Origin of the sequence: Enterococcus cecorum, from assembly GCF_052119425.1 — a bacterium.
In the GTDB taxonomy this organism is placed as follows: Bacteria; Bacillota; Bacilli; order Lactobacillales; family Enterococcaceae; genus Enterococcus_E; species Enterococcus_E cecorum_C.
Genome location: NZ_JBQKFH010000008.1, coordinates 23,329 through 39,982, shown reverse-complemented (window position 1 = coordinate 39,982; position 16,654 = coordinate 23,329). Strand labels below are relative to the sequence as shown.

The following is a 16,654-nucleotide window of genomic DNA, read 5'->3' as shown; positions in this document are numbered from 1 at the left end:
GTTACACTGTCACAACGGATTTTGAAGCGAGTAGGGTTTACCACTTTAAAATTCAAATTTTTAGTTGAGGTGAACATAATGGATGCAACAGCGTATCAACCACTTAATTTGTATACCAATTATCAACAAGCAGCACAAAATTATCCAACAACGCCTATTTTGCTGGATGAAGTATTACCGGCTTTTCCGGAATTAGGCTTAGAAAGTAATTATCAAATTAGTCACGAAATCATTGTGAAACGTGCTTGTCAATTAGCCACTTTAGGGATTAAGGCACGTGATAAGGTCATTATGTACAAGAGCCCTAAATTCGATACTTATTTATTAGCGGTGGCTGCGTCTTATCTAGGTGCGGTTCCGGTGATGATTTCTTATCATTTTCCAACTGAAACCATGGAAGTATTCGTGGACCGTTTAGAAAAGCCATTTATTATTTATGATGATGAAACGAAAGAACGCGTACTTGCCATTAATAATTTAGATGATGAACGTAAAATCGAAGTGAGCCGTCTTTTAGCTAGCGAGATTACGCCTGTGGAACAAGTCAGCTTAGACCCTGATGAAATTGCTTATATGACGCATACTTCAGGAACGACTGGGATTCCAAAATTAATTTGTCATTCTTATCATTCGATGGGTTGGCGTACGGTTTGGCAAAGAACGGTCTTTACAAAGATTGCGGAGAAAAAATTGGTCGCTTTCCATATTTCTCCAGTCCATTCACGTTTTAATATTGGTGTGTCTTCGTTGATGGCAATGGCTTTTCCGATGATGCCTTTAGCTACTTCAGATGGTGAAAAAGTAGCTGGTCTGATAGCCAAACATCAACCAATCGCTCTAGAAACTCATCCAAATAATTTTGTGCAATGGAGTTTTACCGCTGCGAAACAACCAGAAAGTTTTGATAGTATTCGTTATTATCATTCGACTTTTGATGCTATTAACAAGAAGACCATGCATACTTTCTTAAAAGCGAGTGAAAAGCAAGATCCAATCTTCTTACAAGTCTATGGTCAAAGTGAATGTGGACCAATGATTCTAAAAGCGCATACACTTGCAACCTTACCAACGGATAATGCCCGTGATATGGGGATAGGTTTAGGTGAGTTAACCAAAGCGCGCATTGCAGATGAAAAAGGCAATGTGCTACCAGCGAATCAAGATGGTCATATTCATTTCTTATCAAAAGGTCGTGCTTTGACTTATTATAAAGAAGACCAACGCTTTAAAGATAATGTTTATGGTGCTTGGTGGGATTCTGGTGACTATGGTTGCATGGATGAACAAGGTCATTTATACCTTAAAGATCGCCAAGTAGATTTAATTGAAAATATTGATAGCAACCTAGCTTTAGAAGACTTCTTATTAGACCATTTAGATTTCTTATCAGAAGTCGTGATGGTGCGCGATAAACAAGGACATGCCCAACCAGTGATTGCCTTAGCGCCAGATTGCGAAATGGACTGGGAGGCTTGGTGGAAACAAGTAGAAGATCTACCTCATCTTAATGCGCCAATTATTCGCGATTTTGATGATATTCCACGAACAGCTACGATGAAAGTCCGCCGTTTGTATATTGAAGAATCACTAAAAAATGAAGGATAATAAAAATCCCCCAGATAGCGCACTCAGCTTTTATCTGGGGAATTTTTTTACTGTTGATTAAGATCAATGACGGTTTCGCGTTTGATCAATTGATGAGGAACCACCATTCGACCGCTTGTTTGTTGATTATCATTGAGCTTATGGATCAAACTCTGGGTCGCCATCTTACCCAATTCAGCCACATCTACGTCGATACTCGTCAAATAAGGGTGCACGAGGGTCGCAAAAATTGAGTTGTTAAAACTGATAATGGATAAGTCATCAGGTACTTGATATTGATAGAGATTTAATAATTGGATAATACGCATCGCAAATAAATCATCAATGACCACTAAGGCTGTTGGTTTTTCGATTTTTAAAAGTTCTTCAAAATTGACATAGTCTTCTGGATGTTGAAAAGTTACAGCCGGTTTGACTTCAAGATTGGCTAACATCATCGCTTTTTGATAACCAAAGTAACGCTCGAAATAAACATTTTCCTGCGTGGTATTGGTTATGAAAAGAATTTTTTGATGATGATGATTAATCAGGTATTCAGTTGCTTGTTTGCCTAATAGCTGGTTATCATTGTCGACATAGGTAATTTTTTGCTCTTGATTATAAGGTTGACCGATTAGAGTAAATGGCACATCCTCTTCCATTAAATAGCGAATAATCGGATCGTGATTATCTGAATAAGTCAAAATAAAACCATCGACTTGTTTTTGGCGATGCATTTGTTTGACATTTTCTAATAAAGAATCAAAATTTAAGGCCGTTGCAATTGCCACAGTCATACCAGATTGACGAGCTTCTTCATTGATTGTTTCAATTGTTTCTAAATAAAAAGGGTTGCCTAAGCGTTCCTTGGAGTCTAGTGGAGGCAAGATGATTCCAATAGCATTGGAGACTTGTTTACCAAGATTGCGCGCGGTTAAATTTGGAATATATCCCATATCATCCATAATGGCGCGGACTCTTTTTTTTGTTTCTTCAGAGATACTGGGGTGATCATTAATCACACGAGAAACGGTCGAAGTTGCCACACCCGCTCTTTTCGCCACATCTTTTACTGTAATACTCATTATTTTCCTCCCAATTAAAAGTAACCGTAACCATAGTATCAGAAAATATTCTCTTTTGCTAGTGAAAGAATACATTTGTACGCAACATTTGCATAATAAGAAGAAAAGACGGTGCCCCAGAGAAGGTGCATCCGTCTTAGTGTCTGGTTGCAATTGATTTTAGTTTAACGCAACAGTAATTTTATCGGTTAATTCATAATCTTTATCATAAAGTTTTAGACTTAAAGCATCGCCACTTAATTTTTCAACAGTAACGGCTTCTTTATTAACATTAATCGCTAATAAACGTCCACGGTAGTTAATGTGGAAGGCATAGTCGCTCCATGATTGTGGCACAAATGGGGCAAAGCTTAATGTTTCGTTGGCTGTCTTCATTTGGGCAAATCCTTGTACAATACCTAACCAGCTACCAGTCATAGAAGTAATGTGTAAGCCATCTTCAGTATCATTGTTGTAGTTATCCAAATCGAGACGAGCTGTACGTTCATACATTTCAACTGCTTTTTCTTCCATGCCTAGTTCAGCAGCTAAGATTGCGTGAATACATGCTGAAAGAGAAGATTCATGGACAGTCATTGGTTCATAGAAGTTAAAGTTGTTGCGTTTTTGTTCTAAAGTAAATTGATCCTCAAAGAAGTAAATTCCTTGTAAAACGTCGGCTTGTTTAATGAAGCAAGAACGTAAAATCTTATCCCATGACCAATTTTGGTTCAATGGTAAGTCTGATTTGTCTAAGCTAGAAACTGGACGTAAATCTTTATCTAAGAAAGTATCATGTTGGACAAAGACATCTAATTCTTCATCGTAAGGGAAATACATTTTTTCAATAATATCTTCCCATTTTGCTTGTTCGTCTTCAGAGATTTCTAAGGTTGCTTGGTCTTGGAAACGACGATAGCTTTCTAAGGTATATTTTAGAACCCAACGTGCGATGTAGTTGGTATACCAGTTGTTGTTAATATTGTTTTCGTATTCGTTTGGACCAGTAACACCGTGAATCATGTACTTATCATTGCGTTTAGAATAGTGCACACGGTCAGCCCAGAAGCGTGCAATTCCTGTTAATACTTCTAAACCTTCTTTAGCAAGATAAGTTGTGTCGCCAGTATAGTTCGTATAATTGTAAATCGCATAAGCAATTGCGCCATTACGGTGGATTTCTTCAAAAGTGATTTCCCACTCATTATGACATTCTACCCCTGTGAAGGTAACCATTGGATAAAGCGCACCAGCTAGACCTTGTTGACGGGCGTTGTGATAAGCTTGTGGTAATTGATTATGACGATATTTCAATAAGCTACGAGTCACGCTTGGATCAGCTAAAGATAAGTATAATGGTACGGCATAAGCTTCTGTATCCCAGTAAGTTGCACCACCATATTTTTCACCAGTAAATCCTTTAGGACCGATGTTTAAGCGTTCATCTTCACCGTAGTAGGTAGAGAATAATTGGAATAAGTTAAAGCGAATACCTTGTTGAGCAGCATCATCGCCATTAATCACGACATCGGCTAATTCCCAACGTTTTTGCCATGCTTGAGCTTGTTCGGCTTTTAAGGCTTCATAGTCATTACCAAAAGCAGCATATAATTCAGCAACTTTAGCTACTTGTTCGTCTTCTTCAACATCACGACTGGTTACGATGACTACTTCTTTTTCAAAAGTAAAGCTTTCTCCTTGTTTTTTGTTAAAGACAAATTGATTGCTGATCATTAAAGGTGCTTCTAAGCTTGCTTCACTTTCAAAGTTGTGTTTCATTGCAGAAGTGACAGTGAATTGTGGGACACCAAATGGATTAGCGATAGTGCGGGCAGTGACATAACTAAAGCCATCTGTTTCTCCTTGTGCAACTTCTTCCCAGAAATGTTCATCATAGTTACTGTCTTCATTGGTTACATTATTGTCCAAGCTAGAATTAATTTGAATGGTTGCTTCTCCTTCAAGTACAGTTGCTGTTAGACGGATAAAAGCTAATTCTTTTTTCACGATACTTAAGAAACGCTCAAATTCAAAACGAACTTTACAATCGTCAAAAGCTACGACGAATGAGCGAGATAATAGACCGTTTTGCATGTCTAATTCCATTTTGAAGTCTTGCGGATCAAGTTGAGCTAAATCTAATACTTGACCATTAACTAAGATTTCAAGACTTAAGAAGTTCACTGCATTAATGACTTTCCCGAAATATTCAGGATAACCATTTTTCCACCAACCTACACGCGTTTTATCCGGAAACCAAACCCCAGCAATATAAGTACCTTGATGGTGGTCTGCGCTATAAGTTTCTTCAAAGTTTCCGCGCATCCCCATGTAGCCATTACCGATACTAGTTAGCGATTCTTGTAGTCGGCGATTTTCTTTATCTAATTTTGTTGTGCGAATTTTCCAGGGATCAATTTCAAATAATCGTTTAATTTGTTTCATGATATACTCCTCCGTTTATTAAGTCACTTATATTTTAAACGCAAACGGTTGCGCAAGTCAAGTTGAAAATGCAAAAAAATGAAAAAAATATTTTTGGGGTAAATATCAAGGATTGACAATGCTTAAATTGGTAATTAATTGTTTGGGAATCGGTTGCGTTTTCAAGTTTGATTGTTTTGCAAAAGTTGTTTGTGATAGACTAAGTATGTAGATGAGTGGAGGAAGGAAGCGAGAATATGCAAACAGTGATTTTTGATATGGATGGAGTATTAGTAGACTCTGAATATACTTTTTTTAAGAGTAAGTCTGATATGTTAGCTGAGGCGGGTCATCCGGTAGAAACGAGTTATCATTACCAGTTTATGGGCACGACTTTTACTTTTATGTGGGAAGAAATGAAAAAAGAATTTGACCTACCAAAATCAGTGGATGAATATATTCAAGAGATGAATCAACGCCGCAAAGCTATTTTTCAAGAAACTGGGGTCAAACCAATCAAAGGAGCAGTGGCATTAGTCAAGGCGTTGCATCAGGCAGGGTTTAAGTTGGCTGTGGCTTCAGCATCACCGAGAAATGAGATTAAACAATATCTCACTGAACTAGGGATTATCGATTGTTTTAGTGCCTATGTGAGCGCTGATGAAGTCGAACATGGTAAGCCTGCTCCGGATGTCTTTTTAGAAGCGGCTAAACGTATTGCGCGCAATCCTAGTGAGTGTATTGTTTTTGAAGATACGAAAAATGGCAGTCGCGCAGCTAAAAATGCCGGGATGTATACGATTGGTTTTGCAAATCCCGAATACCCTAAACAAGATTTATCAGCCGCCGATAAGATAGTGACCGACTATCAACAGGTGGATATTCAACGTTTATTAGCATTGTAAAAAAACTCGTACAACCAGTCTGACTGGGCGTACGAGTTTTTTGTTAGTCAAATTGTTCATTCGGATATTTTTTCTTTAGTGCGGTTAAAATTAAGCGTTTGGCTAGGATTTCATTTCTAGCTAGGATAGGACCGTGGAAGTAGCTCCCAAAGACGTTTTTGTAAATCACACCTTCTGTTTGGTCTTGCCCATTATTGCCTTTTCCTTGGATGACTTTGCCCAGAGGTTTTTCGCCTTTTCCTAAGAAGGTCATCCCATTGTGATTTTCAAAGCCATAATAAGTTTCATCAAATTCCTCATTATAAATCTCGGTATCGCCAATGAAACGATTATTTTCCTGGCTTAATGTATAGTGATCGAGTGCACCAATACCTTTAATTTGTTCGCCATGAGCACCGATATAGTAATGTCCAAGTAATTGATACCCACCACAAATGGCTAACATGACCCCATCATTTTCAATATAGCGAGTGAGTTCTTCCTTTTTTGTAGGTAAGTCTTCAGCCACGATGACTTGCTCAAAATCTTGCCCACCCCCAAAGAAAATTAAATCAAAATCATCCGCCTTAAATTCTTGATGGATACTGACAATTTCTGTTGTTAAGGTAATGCCCATTTTTTTGGCGACATATTGAAGCATTAATAAATTTCCGTTATCGCCATACGTATTGAGGAGGTTTCCGTATAAATGGCAAAGGTGTAATTCATAATTAGCCACGATCCATCCCTCCTTTAATGTAGCCTTTTTCAGCTAATTTTTTGCGTAATTGTAACACAGCGGTATAAGTTGCTAAGATATAGACATTTTCTGTTGGTAAAGTTGCAATTTGTTCAATAACTTCATCTAGTTCGCGGACTTCAGTCAATTTATCTTCTTCAATTCCGGCAACCTTTAAGCGTAGGGCCATATCTTTATGTCGTTCGCCACCAGCAATCACTTGAGGAATCGCCATGTCGGCAAAGGCTTCATGATTGCCATCCCAAATCCAGCTGACGTCAATCCCATCGGCATAGTTCGCATTTAATAGACAAACTAAAGAGAAAGGACGAGGAGCAAGGCCAATCATATCAATGACTTGGTTTATTCCTACTGGATTTTTTACTAATACTAGGGTGCATTTTTTATCTTTAATTTGGATGACTTCTTGACGACCAAAGACTTTTTCATCGTAAGCTAGGCCTTTGCGGATTTTTTCAGGACTGACATGATAATATTCAGCCACCGAACAAGCCGCTAAAGCATTATAAATATTATACATTCCCCCCACTTCAATGCCGTATTCTTCCCCGTCAATCACAAATTTGGCATGCGTATTACTCATTTCTTTCAAATCGGTTAATTGATAGGTTAATGCTGGACGTTTGAAATCACAGTTTGGACAGTAATATTTTCCAAGATTGGCATAGGTATTCAGCTTGTAGTGCAAAATATGATGACAATGTGGACAAAGCACGCCATCCGTATTGTAATGGGCCATCTGTTCCTGATCTGCTTGATGATTAAACCCATAATAGATTCTAGGATTTACCGTGTCAATCGAGTTAAAGATAGGCGAATCTCCATTGGCTAAAATGGTCGCTTGTGGAGATTTTGCGGCACCTTCGACAATTAAACGATAAGTAGTATAGATTTCGCCGTAACGGTCCATTTGATCTCGAAAAATATTCGTAAAGACAAAGAGTTCAGGCTTAATATATTCAGTAACTTTACTTAAAGAAGCTTCGTCAATTTCTAGAACGGCAAATTTTTTCTCACCTTTTTTCACTTTAGCAGATAAAAAAGTAGAGACGATTCCTTGGACCATATTTGCGCCTGTTGGATTGGTTAGAACATGGTCAAATTCTTGTTTTAATATATTTACAGTTAAAGCCGTTGTTAACGTTTTGCCATTGGTACCAGTAACGACAACGACTTGATAATCTTTAGCTAAGTGATCTAATATTTGTGGGTCAATCTTTAAGGCTAACTTTCCTGGTAAGCTTGAACCACCTTTCATAAATGTCTTTAAAAACCATAAAGAGCTTTTACCGACAGCTGTGGCCAAAAGACTCTTGATACTCATAAATCTTCCTCCAATTGTTCAATTAACAGAACTATCATACCATAGAATGTCCCAAAAAGATAATGCGCATGAAGGAGTAAGCAAGATTTTATAAAAAATAAAAAAACTTTGCCTTACTGACTTGTACATCAACAAATCAAATAAGACAAAGGAGAGGGAATACCTCATTAAATTCCGATAAAAGGGGCAAAGATAGGTACGACAACCACCGTAACTAAGCCAACGATAACTACGGCGATACTTGCCATGGCCGTTTCGGTTTCGCCTAATTCCATACTTACAGCCACTCCGAGTGCATGACCAGCTGCGCCTAATGATAGACCTTGAGCGATTTCGTCTTTGATTCTAAAATATCGTAGCGCCATTTTACCTAAAGCATAGGTCAACACACCATTAAAGATAACCGTAAAGGCTGTAATGGAAGCCACACCGCCAATAGATTCACTAATAGGTACCGCGATGGCTGTTGTTGCGGCTTGTGGCAAAATAGAGGCAATGATAGCTGGATGCATATGGATGAGTTTGCCTACTACAATTACACTGAATAAGGAACCAATCGAACCAATCGTTAAGGCTAAGACGATTTCAAACCAATATTTTTTTAAGACATCGCGTTTTTTATATAAAGGAATCGCAAAAGCAACGGTGGCTGGTTCTAGGAAAAAGCTAATGTATTTGCCGCCTTCGTTGTATTGTTCATAACTAATACCTGTTACTTTTAAGACAATCACACCCAAAACCATTGCGACAAATAAAGGCGTAAATAAGAAGAAGTTTTTACTTTTCTTGAATAAAAAGACCCCAATTTCAAATACAACTAATGAAATAATGATTCCGATATAAGCGTTCATAATCTAACATCTCCTTTGTTAGCTTGGGTTTGTTTGAATGGGATAAGGTCGGATAGTTGGAATTTTTTGGCTTGGCGTAATTTTAAGAGTAATGCACCAGACCAACCAGTAACGAATAATAAAGCTAAGGTAGCTACGAGAATCACGAATACAATTTGTAATCCATAGCTTGCCATTAAATCTAAGGAATTCACAAGTGAGATGCCAGATGGGACGAATAAAAAGGTAATGACTTTAGATAAACTATTACTTAAACCTTCTACTTGTTCGAGTTTGACCACACCGGTACATAAGGCGATAAATAATAAAATCATGCCCACCACCGATGAAGGAACGGGGATAGGAAGTAGATTGGCCACAAATTTCGAAATTAAAATAATGATAGCAAAAATGACCGCTTGTTGACAAAATGAGTATTCAGATTTTTTCATGTTTAAGCACTTCCTTAACGTTTTCTTGATTAAAGTATAGCGCTTTCTAAAATAAATAAAGCGTTTTTACCATTAAATGAATCAAATTTGGCGCGAAATGCAAAATAAGACACCTCAAATGCCCAATTACACTTGAGATGCCTAAAAGACAATGCTTTAAATGCCAAATATTTCTTTAAATTCTTTCAGATATGAGCGACTAACGGGTACTTTTTGGCCATTAGTCAAGATGACTTGCAAGGTGTGGTTGAACCAAGGTTGGATTTCTTGGACTTTTTTACGATTAATTAAATAGCTGCGATGGGTTTTAATAAATATGCTTTTTGGTAGTTTTTGTTCCATTTGATTCAGGCTACCGGGCATTTGATACGTTTGGTCTTTGGTATTGATACTTAAGGTTTTTTCTTCCACCAAGACGCAGTAAATATCTTTCGGCGCTACCATGTAAATCCGGTCTTCTCCTTGAATCGCAATGGCATCAAAATCTTCTTTTTCATTTGCCAAGACTGGTTGACTTGTAGATTGAGATGCTGGATTTGCTTGACTGGCTTTATGGATGACCTGCTGGATTTGCTCGGCATCAAAAGGTTTTAAGATATAGTCTTTGGCATTAACTTGAAAAGCTTTGAGCGCATATTGATCATAAGCGGTGGCAAAGACAAGGTAGGGTGGATTTTGGACTTTGATCAATTTTTCCGCTAAGTCAAAGCCACTTTCTCCGGTTAAATGAATATCTAAAAAGAGCAAGTCCGTTTTTTGGTCGATTAGTTGGGCGATGGCTTGCTCGACACTATCTGCCTGTGCGATGGAGGTCACTTGTGGGTGTTGCTTAACAAGATAAGCAAGTTCTTCTCTAGCAAATGGTTCATCATCAACGATTAATACGTGCATAAAATCTATCCTTTCAATGATTGATTGAGCTGAGGGATGGTCAGTGCGACATGGCTACCACCTTCAGGATTATTTTCAATGAAGAAATTTCCCTGATTATCATAAAGGGTTTGGATACGTCGGGCGAGATTTTCCAGTGCAGTACCCGTTCCTTTTTCTGATTCTACCGTTTGTTTGCCTAATAAGGCGAGACGTTTTTCTGGAATTCCTTCGCCATTATCAAAGACATCAATGTGCAAGGCTTGGTCATCTTTTTGGATTTGGACATAGACTTGATTATTTTCTTTGCGGTTTTTAAAGCCATGTTTAATCGTATTTTCGACTAACACTTGAATGGCATAAGGTGGGATGAAACATTCTAAACAATCTTCTTCGACATCAAAGACAATATGATAGCGCTCAGGGAATCGTGCTTGCTCTAAGGCCAGATACGCTTTGACTTGATCTAATTCTTGTTGGACTTGAATCGTTGTCGCAATGGCCCCTTGTAAATTACCACGAAAATACTTGCTGAGTTGTAGCAATAGTTCGCGGGCTTTGGTGCTATCGATACGCATCAAGGCAGAAATGGTATTGATGGCATTAAAGAAAAAGTGAGGATTGACTTGAGCTTGTAAGGATTTGATTTCGGCTTCTTTTAAGAGTTTCGACTGCACTTCTGCTTCCCCCAGTTCGATTTGACTGGAGAAAATCAAGGCTAGTCCTTCTGCTAATTGCTCTTCCACATGGGTCAAGTCATCAGGATTATCAAAATACATTTTCAGCGTGCCAACAATTTGATTTTTTGAAAATAAAGGAATGACTATGGCCGCTTGTAAGGGACAATCAGGATGCGAGCACCCAACTTCAGCCTTACTTCTAGCAATCGTCATTTCGCCGGTTTTTAAGACTCGTTTAGATAGCTCGGTAATGACTTCTAGTTCGGGAATATGGTGGTCATCCCCTTTGCCGACATGAGCCAATATTTGATGGGTATCGGTAATACTAATGGCACTAACCTTCGTATAATGCTGGATAATACTAGCAACTTTGCGCGCTGAATCCTTATGTAGTCCTTCACGAAAATATGGTAAAGTTTGGGCAGCAAGATCGAGTACTTCATGGGTTTGGACGGCCTTGGCTTGCTCTTCTTGATTGAAGGTAATGGTTAAAATCGACATGAAGATAAAGGTCCCCACGCTATTGAGTAAAATCATCGGAAAACCAATAAAACGAATCAAATTTAAGCCACTTGTAAAGCTAGGACTAAAAAATAAGATAAATCCCATTTGGACACATTCCATTAAAGCAGCAATCAAGGTCGCCTCCATCGTCGAAATAAAGGCGTGGCGATGCATTTTACGTTGTCCGAGCCAGCCTGCGATAAACCCAATCAGTATCGAGGAAGGCACATAGAAAAAATCATTCATTGTCCCTTGCCATAGTCGATGGATCCCTGCAATGAACCCAACTGCAGTCCCAACAACTGGACCACCTACTAGACCAGATACCGTAATGACTAAAGTTCTAGTATTGGCGATGGCTGCTTGGGTCGAAATTGTTGGCAAAAAGTTAGCCGGTAGAATTGTATTTTTGGTGATTTCTATCCCGGTTAGATTGGCAATGATAACGAATATCCCAAAAATAATCGTTAAAATAATTTTGGCTTGCAATTTTTGACGATTCAAGAGAACTTGTTTAAAGTAAGGAATATTTACTAGTAAAAAAGCCATTAAAATGATTAAACCCACACGTTCCATCATTAAGATTAACAACTCAAACATAAAATCACTTCCATTTTTTTCATATTATTTATGGTAAAAGTTTTTTCCTTATTTGTCTAGCCACACAACATTCTTTTAAATTTTTCCCATTTTCTGACTTTTTCCTTTATTCTTTCCCTTATTTTCGCTACAATACTTATAGTTATGTAGATAAAAATGAGGTGGATAGCTTTTGTTAAAATTTTTACGTGAATGGGGTTCGCTTATTTTAATTATTTTGTTGATTTTACTTGTGCGAATCTTTGTCTTTGAGCCTGTAACTGTAAAAGGCCATTCGATGGATCCGACTTTAGCAGATGGTCAAAAGTTAATTGTAAGTAAAGTATTTCAACCAGAACGATTTGATATCATTACGACAGTCGAGCCCAATGATCAAAGTAAAGTAGCTGTTAAGCGTTTGATTGGGTTGCCGGGAGATACGATTGAATATAAAAATGATCAATTATTGATTAACGGCAAAGCTTATAATGAACCTTACCTTAAAGATTTTAAAGCGAAATTTGCCAAAAATCGTTTGCAAGAAGAGTACAGTTATTCATTGGATTATCGCAATACTGCCGCTACAGTCAGCAATTTCACGCAAGATTTTTCAATAAAGGTACCTGAGGGAAAATATTTCGTGATGGGGGATAATCGCTTGGTGTCATTGGATAGTCGTGAGTTTGGCTTTATTACTAAAAAATTGATGCGTGGTGAAGTTGTATTACGGTATTTCCCATTTGATAGGATTAAAATGTTTAAAGATTAAGTATGCTTGAAAGGATATTTAAAGCTAATGGTATTGGACTGTTAGTGAGGATATCCTTTTTTTGTTATCGTTTGGTTGAGAGAATTGTAAGCAAGCTTGAAGTTTTCAATATTCCTAAATAGATTGGCTTGCACGAAAGCTAGTGTATCAAGTATAATACTAAAGGAATGTTTGAGGAGTGAAAAAATGGCCCAATTATTTTTTAAATATGGTGCGATGAATAGTGGAAAATCCATCGAAATTTTAAAAGTCGCGCATAACTATGAAGAGCAAAATAAGCCAGTCGTACTCATGACTAGTGGTCTAGATACGCGTTCTGGTGTTGGTAATGTTGCTAGTCGGATTGGTTTAGAGCGTACAGCCATTCCAATTTTTGATGAGACGGATGTATATGAAACGATTGCCAATTTAGAACAAAAGCCTTATTGTGTATTGATTGATGAAGCGCAATTCTTGAAAAAACATCATGTATTAGCTTTTACGCGCGTGGTCGATGAGTTAAATATTCCTGTGATGGCCTTTGGTTTGAAAAATGATTTTCGCAATGAATTATTCGAAGGTTCACAGTATTTATTGCTTTATGCCGATAAGATAGAAGAAATGAAGACGATTTGTTGGTTCTGTCATAAAAAAGCAACGATGAATTTACACTATATTGATGGAAAGCCAGTCTATGAAGGGGACCAAGTACAAATTGGAGGCAATGAAGCGTATTATCCAGTTTGTCGCCATCATTACTTCCATCCTGAAATGAATGAAAAAAACGAACGACGAAAAATAAAAATGAATAAAGGAGAATACAATGTACGATCAATTACAAGCAATTGAAGACCGTTATGAAGAATTAGGCGAATTATTAAGTGACCCTGAAGTGATTGCGGATACGAAGCGTTTTATGGCTTTGTCAAAAGAAGAAGCAAATACGCGCGAAACTGTGGAAACTTATCGCCGTTATAAACAAGTCGTGCAAGGAATAAGTGATGCGGAAGAAATGCTAGCAGAAAACTTAGATCCTGAAATGACGGAATTAGCTAAAGAAGAATTAGCTGATTTGAAGAAAGAAAAAGAAGAACTAGAAGCAAAAATCAAAATCTTATTATTACCAAAAGATCCAAACGATGATAAAAACATTATTATGGAAATCCGTGGTGCTGCTGGTGGAGATGAAGCAGCTTTATTTGCCGGCGACTTATTTAATATGTACCAACGCTATGCTGAATCTCAAGGTTGGAAAGTCGAAGTGATGGATGCGAATATCACAGGTATCGGTGGATATAAAGAAGTGATTATGATGATTACTGGTGATAATGTCTTCTCTAAATTGAAATACGAATCAGGCGCTCACCGTGTCCAACGCGTGCCATCTACAGAATCTCAAGGTCGTATTCACACTTCTACTGCAACGGTTGTCGTGATGCCAGAAGCTGAAGAAGTCGAAGTTGAAATTGAAGACAAAGATATTCGTACGGACATTTATCATGCATCAGGTGCCGGTGGTCAGCACGTCAACAAGACTGCCTCTGCGGTACGTTTGACTCACATCCCAACTGGAATCGTGGTTGCCATGCAAGATGAACGTTCACAGCTAAAAAACCGTGAAAAAGCGATGAAAGTATTACGTGCACGTGTCTATGACCAAATGCAACAAGAAGCTCGTAGTGAATATGATGCAAATCGTAAATCAGCCGTTGGTACGGGAGATCGTTCTGAACGCATTCGTACTTATAACTTCCCACAAAATCGTGTCACAGATCATCGCATTGGTTTAACGATTCAAAAATTAGACCAAATTTTATCTGGCAAACTAGATGAAGTCATTGATGCATTAATCGTTTATGATCAAACTTCAAAATTAGAAGAGTTGCAAAATGGGTAAAAATAGTTATCGAGAAGTCCTGGCTAGGGCTTCTTCGTTTTTAGAGCAAAATCAATTAGAAGGTCATATGATTGAATATGTCTTCTTACAACGCAAACACTGGAATAAAACGGACTATTTATTGCATATGCATGAGCCAATAACTCCAGAAGATCAAAAGCAAATCGATGAGGATCTGGCTAAGCTATTAGACCACTATCCTCCACAATATTTAATTGGTAGTGAAGCATTTTTGGATTATCGCTTCAAAGTGACTCCGGATACCTTGATTCCGCGTCCTGAAACTGAAGAATTAGTAGAAAAGTGTTTAAAGTTAACGCAAAAACAAGCGAATCAAGCTTTAAAAGTCGTTGATGTGGGGACGGGAACAGGTGCGATTGCGATTAGCTTAAAAGATAAACGCCCCACTTGGCAGGTGAGTGCGGTGGATCTATCCTCGGCTGCATTAGAAGTTGCGAAGGAAAATGCTCAACAAATTGGTGTGGTACTTGAGTTTATTTTAAGTGATTGCTTAGATGAAGTAGCAGGTCCGATTGATGTTTTAATTTCCAACCCACCTTATATAAGCCAAGATGAATATGAATTAATGGATGTCAGTGTCCGCGAGTTTGAACCAAAAATGGCCTTATTTGCGGAAAATAATGGCCTTGCGATTTATCAAAAACTCGCCCAACAAGCACAAAGTAAGTTAGCTAAGGATGGTAAGATATTTTTAGAAATTGGTTTTATGCAAGGTCCTGCTGTGAAGGAAATCTTTCAAGCAGCCTTTCCTAAAAAGCAAGTGTCGATTCACAAAGATTTATTTGGTAATGACCGAATGATTGTGGTGGAATAGTGGATAAGTGGATATCTTTTCCACAAGTTGGGGATAATTAAGTAAGAAATGTGTATAAATCAAGAAATGTATGAAAAAAGGATGTGGATAAGTTGTGGATACAATCATATATAAACAGGATTTAGCGACACCGGCACAGTTATTAAAATCAGGTCAAGTCGTGGCTTTTCCTACTGAGACAGTGTATGGCTTAGGGGCGAATGCTTTGGATAAAGAAGCGGTTAAACAAGTTTTTGCAGTAAAAGGCCGCCCGAGTGATAATCCGCTGATTGTCCATGTAGAAAGTTTTGAACAAGCAAAAAAATATATTCAAACACTACATCCTTTGGCAGAAAAAATCGTCCAACAGTTTTGGCCAGGACCTTTAACGTTAATTTTTGAAATTATTCCGGGCTCTTTACCACAAGAAGTAACAGGTGGCTTGACGACCGCCGCTTTTCGGATGCCAAATGCAAAATTGACTTTAGATTTGATCCATCAAGCTGGGGTGCCGTTAGTTGGACCGAGTGCCAATACTTCAGGAAAGCCTAGTCCTACTTGCGCTGCCCATGTCTATCATGATTTGCAAGGAAAAATTGCTGGCATTGTGGATGGGGGCAATTGTCAGGTTGGGGTAGAGTCTACAGTCCTAGATTTGAGTAATCCTGAAGCAGCACCAATGATTTTAAGACCAGGTGCCATCACGAGGGAAATGTTAGCAGATTTTCTAGATATGGAGATTCTTTTGGACAAACATTTAGTCAAAGAAAGTGAAACCCCAAAATCACCTGGAATGAAATATAAACATTATTCACCAAATACACCAGTAATGATGGTTCAACCAGAAAATCTAGCCCAAGCCGTTGATGATTTTAACACTCAAGGTAAGAAATTAGGCTTATTGGCTAGTCCGAAGCAATTAGTAGGCCTAAATGCTGAGTTGGTTTCAGCTTATGAAGATGAGTCTGTTGAAGCGGCGACAAAAGGATTGTTCGCAGGCTTACGGGCATTAGATGAACAGGACTTGGATTTGATTTTAGTCACAACGACTGCGGAAACTGGGTTAGGTCAGGCCTATATGAATCGACTAAAAAAAGCCGCCGGACAAAAAATATATGAAGTATAAAATCATAAGTATAGTTTTTAAAACATTGTCTATCTACCAATAATGGATAGTCAATGTTTTTTTAGTTGAAAAATAGCATAAAAATCTAGTTATCCGCATAAAAACTGGACTTAT

14 protein-coding genes and 1 pseudogene are annotated in these 16,654 nt (G+C 38.0%); 7 read left to right on the top strand and 8 right to left on the bottom strand.

Features of this window, described 5'->3' with window-relative positions; all coding sequences use genetic code 11:
• Positions 1 to 78 precede the first annotated feature (78 nt).
• Entirely contained in the window at positions 79 to 1,605 is a 1,527-nt protein-coding gene (locus tag ACTQZM_RS03145; protein ID WP_441652867.1) for an AMP-binding protein, read from the top strand.
• Between the two features lie 47 nt (positions 1,606 to 1,652).
• On the opposite strand, the gene ACTQZM_RS03140 is transcribed toward ACTQZM_RS03145, so the two are convergent.
• Complete coding sequence (locus ACTQZM_RS03140) at positions 1,653 to 2,669, bottom strand: LacI family DNA-binding transcriptional regulator (RefSeq protein WP_248621212.1); 1,017 nt, start codon at positions 2,667 to 2,669, stop codon at positions 1,653 to 1,655.
• A 159-nt stretch (positions 2,670 to 2,828) separates the two neighbouring features.
• A complete protein-coding gene (locus ACTQZM_RS03135) occupies positions 2,829 to 5,093 on the bottom strand; it encodes a glycoside hydrolase family 65 protein (protein WP_441652866.1) in 2,265 nt (754 codons plus the stop codon).
• Between the two features lie 236 nt (positions 5,094 to 5,329).
• On the opposite strand from ACTQZM_RS03135, the gene ACTQZM_RS03130 reads away from it, so the two are divergent.
• Positions 5,330 to 5,977 (top strand): HAD family hydrolase, encoded by a 648-nt coding sequence (locus ACTQZM_RS03130; RefSeq protein ID WP_171332928.1) that lies wholly within the window; start codon positions 5,330 to 5,332, stop codon positions 5,975 to 5,977.
• Between the two features lie 43 nt (positions 5,978 to 6,020).
• Here the strand turns inward: ACTQZM_RS03130 and ACTQZM_RS03125 are convergent, their stop codons facing one another.
• The 6 genes from ACTQZM_RS03125 to ACTQZM_RS03100 all read right to left on the bottom strand — a co-directional run bounded on the left by ACTQZM_RS03125 (position 6,021) and on the right by ACTQZM_RS03100 (position 11,976).
• Positions 6,021 to 6,695: a type 1 glutamine amidotransferase gene (locus tag ACTQZM_RS03125; protein WP_047341857.1), complete on the bottom strand. Its 675-nt coding sequence runs from the start codon at positions 6,693 to 6,695 to the stop codon at positions 6,021 to 6,023.
• Positions 6,688 to 8,040: a MurT ligase domain-containing protein gene (locus ACTQZM_RS03120; RefSeq protein WP_441652865.1), complete on the bottom strand. Its 1,353-nt coding sequence runs from the start codon at positions 8,038 to 8,040 to the stop codon at positions 6,688 to 6,690. The genes ACTQZM_RS03125 and ACTQZM_RS03120 overlap by 8 nt, the downstream gene beginning before the upstream one ends.
• Before the next feature lie 167 nt (positions 8,041 to 8,207).
• Positions 8,208 to 8,891: an antiholin-like protein LrgB gene (gene lrgB / locus ACTQZM_RS03115; protein ID WP_016250863.1), complete on the bottom strand. Its 684-nt coding sequence runs from the start codon at positions 8,889 to 8,891 to the stop codon at positions 8,208 to 8,210.
• Positions 8,888 to 9,322: an antiholin-like murein hydrolase modulator LrgA gene (lrgA, locus tag ACTQZM_RS03110; protein WP_087662666.1), complete on the bottom strand. Its 435-nt coding sequence runs from the start codon at positions 9,320 to 9,322 to the stop codon at positions 8,888 to 8,890. The genes lrgB and lrgA overlap by 4 nt, the downstream gene beginning before the upstream one ends.
• Before the next feature lie 156 nt (positions 9,323 to 9,478).
• Complete coding sequence (locus ACTQZM_RS03105) at positions 9,479 to 10,213, bottom strand: LytR/AlgR family response regulator transcription factor (protein WP_441652864.1); 735 nt, start codon at positions 10,211 to 10,213, stop codon at positions 9,479 to 9,481.
• A 5-nt stretch (positions 10,214 to 10,218) separates the two neighbouring features.
• Entirely contained in the window at positions 10,219 to 11,976 is a 1,758-nt protein-coding gene (locus tag ACTQZM_RS03100) for a LytS/YhcK type 5TM receptor domain-containing protein (protein WP_441652863.1), read from the bottom strand.
• 172 nt (positions 11,977 to 12,148) lie between these two features.
• On the opposite strand from ACTQZM_RS03100, the gene lepB reads away from it, so the two are divergent.
• From lepB to ACTQZM_RS03075, 5 genes and pseudogenes are all read left to right on the top strand, one after another.
• The gene (gene lepB / locus ACTQZM_RS03095; RefSeq protein ID WP_441652862.1) at positions 12,149 to 12,724 is read left to right on the top strand and encodes a signal peptidase I; all 576 of its coding nucleotides are present in this window, start codon (positions 12,149 to 12,151) and stop codon (positions 12,722 to 12,724) included.
• Between the two features lie 186 nt (positions 12,725 to 12,910).
• Positions 12,911 to 13,492, top strand: a pseudogene (locus tag ACTQZM_RS03090) (thymidine kinase); the annotation flags it as partial.
• A 34-nt stretch (positions 13,493 to 13,526) separates the two neighbouring features.
• Positions 13,527 to 14,600: a peptide chain release factor 1 gene (gene prfA, locus ACTQZM_RS03085; RefSeq protein WP_047242220.1), complete on the top strand. Its 1,074-nt coding sequence runs from the start codon at positions 13,527 to 13,529 to the stop codon at positions 14,598 to 14,600.
• On the top strand, positions 14,593 to 15,435 hold the full coding sequence (gene prmC, locus ACTQZM_RS03080) for a peptide chain release factor N(5)-glutamine methyltransferase (protein WP_441652861.1): 843 nt from the start codon (positions 14,593 to 14,595) through the stop codon (positions 15,433 to 15,435). Before prfA ends, prmC begins: the two co-directional genes overlap by 8 nt.
• A gap of 94 nt (positions 15,436 to 15,529) precedes the next feature.
• The gene (locus ACTQZM_RS03075; RefSeq protein WP_441652860.1) at positions 15,530 to 16,540 is read left to right on the top strand and encodes an L-threonylcarbamoyladenylate synthase; all 1,011 of its coding nucleotides are present in this window, start codon (positions 15,530 to 15,532) and stop codon (positions 16,538 to 16,540) included.
• Positions 16,541 to 16,654 lie beyond the last annotated feature (114 nt).

Bases quoted from the DNA above. Each gene is read 5' to 3' on its own strand.
- ACTQZM_RS03145 (WP_441652867.1), top strand. From the start codon at position 79: ATGGATGCAACAGCGTATCAACCACTTAATTTGTATACCAATTATCAA.
- ACTQZM_RS03140 (WP_248621212.1), bottom strand. From the start codon at position 2,669: ATGAGTATTACAGTAAAAGATGTGGCGAAAAGAGCGGGTGTGGCAACT.
- ACTQZM_RS03135 (WP_441652866.1), bottom strand. From the start codon at position 5,093: ATGAAACAAATTAAACGATTATTTGAAATTGATCCCTGGAAAATTCGC.
- ACTQZM_RS03130 (WP_171332928.1), top strand. From the start codon at position 5,330: ATGCAAACAGTGATTTTTGATATGGATGGAGTATTAGTAGACTCTGAA.
- ACTQZM_RS03120 (WP_441652865.1), bottom strand. From the start codon at position 8,040: ATGAGTATCAAGAGTCTTTTGGCCACAGCTGTCGGTAAAAGCTCTTTA.
- lrgB (WP_016250863.1), bottom strand. From the start codon at position 8,891: ATGAACGCTTATATCGGAATCATTATTTCATTAGTTGTATTTGAAATT.
- lrgA (WP_087662666.1), bottom strand. From the start codon at position 9,322: ATGAAAAAATCTGAATACTCATTTTGTCAACAAGCGGTCATTTTTGCT.
- ACTQZM_RS03105 (WP_441652864.1), bottom strand. From the start codon at position 10,213: ATGCACGTATTAATCGTTGATGATGAACCATTTGCTAGAGAAGAACTT.
- ACTQZM_RS03100 (WP_441652863.1), bottom strand. From the start codon at position 11,976: ATGTTTGAGTTGTTAATCTTAATGATGGAACGTGTGGGTTTAATCATT.
- prfA (WP_047242220.1), top strand. From the start codon at position 13,527: ATGTACGATCAATTACAAGCAATTGAAGACCGTTATGAAGAATTAGGC.
- prmC (WP_441652861.1), top strand. From the start codon at position 14,593: ATGGGTAAAAATAGTTATCGAGAAGTCCTGGCTAGGGCTTCTTCGTTT.